Raw genomic sequence first — 1,427 nt, forward strand, 5'->3', positions numbered from 1 at the left:
CCGACGTGAACCTGGCGACGATCGACAACGCGATCATCGTGGGCTTCAACGTGCGCCCCGACACGAAGGCACGCGAGCGTGCCGCCCGTGAATGTCGAGGTGGATGACGGTGCGCTGGAAGAAGCGTCCGCCCTCGGAGTCCGTCGAGTGCTGGTCGAGGGAGATGATGTTCGCCCCGTGCTGAGCGAGCACGCCGGCGACGGCGGCGACGATGCCGGGCTGATCGTCGCAGGCGATGAGCAGGCGGGCGGTATCGGGCTGAGACATGGGGACTCCTCGAGGGTGTGCATCGATTCTGCCGTGGATGCGCCGAGCGGGCGAATCGCGAGAGCACCGCGCGATGCCCTGCACCCGCGCGACGGCCGCCTCACCTACCCTGAGAGCATGGAAGCGAGCGACCTCGGCCTGGTGCTGGTGCCCCTGCTGGCTGTCGCCGCACCCCTGCTCGCCCGTGGCGTGCGGCCGGTGGTCCGGGTGCCGATCGTGGTGTTCGAGCTCGTTCTCGGCATCCTCATCGGTCCCGCGGTTCTCGGCTGGGTCGAGACGGGACCGCTGCTGGAGAAGCTCAGCGACTTCGGCCTGGCGCTGCTGTTCTTCGTCGCGGGCACCGAGATCGACTTCACGAAGGTCGCGGGCAGGCCGCTCGCCCGGGCATCGCTCGGGTGGCTGCTCAGCGTGATGCTGGGCATCGGCCTGGGTTTCTTCTTCGCGCCGGGTGAGGGGATGGTGGTGATCGGGATCGCCCTCAGCTCGACGGCGCTGGGAACGCTGATACCGATCCTGCGCGACGCCCGAGAGCTCGACTCGCCCTTCGGTCGTGCGATCAGCGCGATCGGTGCGGTCGGCGAGTTCCTGCCGCTCATCGCGATCTCGATCTTCCTGAGCACGCGGACCACTCCGATCGCCACCGCTGTGCTCCTGACCTTCGTCGTGCTCGCCGGTCTCGCCGTGCTGTTGGCCACGCGCGTGTCGCACGGACGGCTGCACCGCATCGTCCGCGCCACCTTGCACACCTCGGATCAGTTCGGCGTGCGCTTCGTGATCCTCCTCATCGCCGCCCTCGTGGGGCTCAGCGTCATGCTCGACCTCGACATGCTGCTGGGAGCGTTCGTGGCCGGCGCGATCTGGCGCATCATCATGGCGCGCGCGCCGAAGAAGGATGCGGAAGAGGTCGAGAGCAAGATCGAGGCGATCGCCTTCGGATTCCTCGTGCCGATCTTCTTCCTCTACACGGGTGTCACGTTCGACCTGCAGGCGCTGCTCACATCGCCGTCGGCGCTGGCTCTGGTGCCGATCTTCCTGATCGCTCTGCTCGTGATCCGCGGATCGGCGGCTCAGCTGTCGGCCCCGCCCGGAGCGAGTGCTCGCGATCGCGCGGCCCTGGGGCTCCTCGCCGCGACCGGTCTGCCGATCATCGTCGCCGTGAC

General features: G+C 68.3%; 1 protein-coding gene and 2 pseudogenes. 2 read left to right on the top strand and 1 reads right to left on the bottom strand.

The window, feature by feature from the left end; genetic code table 11:
• Positions 1-92 (top strand): annotated as a pseudogene (locus KZA10_RS18825) (hypothetical protein); the annotation flags it as partial.
• Positions 93-177: 85 nt separating this feature from the next.
• Here the strand turns inward: KZA10_RS18825 and KZA10_RS18830 are convergent.
• Positions 178-267, bottom strand: a pseudogene (locus KZA10_RS18830) (formyltetrahydrofolate deformylase); the annotation flags it as partial.
• 117 nt (positions 268-384) lie between these two features.
• Here KZA10_RS18830 and KZA10_RS15185 point away from each other — a divergent pair.
• The coding region (locus KZA10_RS15185) for a cation:proton antiporter (RefSeq protein WP_256934931.1) at positions 385-1,427 on the top strand (1,043 nt) is incomplete at its 3' end.

The organism is Microbacterium sp. BF1 (genome assembly GCF_019279095.1).
In the GTDB taxonomy this organism is placed as follows: Bacteria; Actinomycetota; Actinomycetes; order Actinomycetales; family Microbacteriaceae; genus Microbacterium; species Microbacterium maritypicum.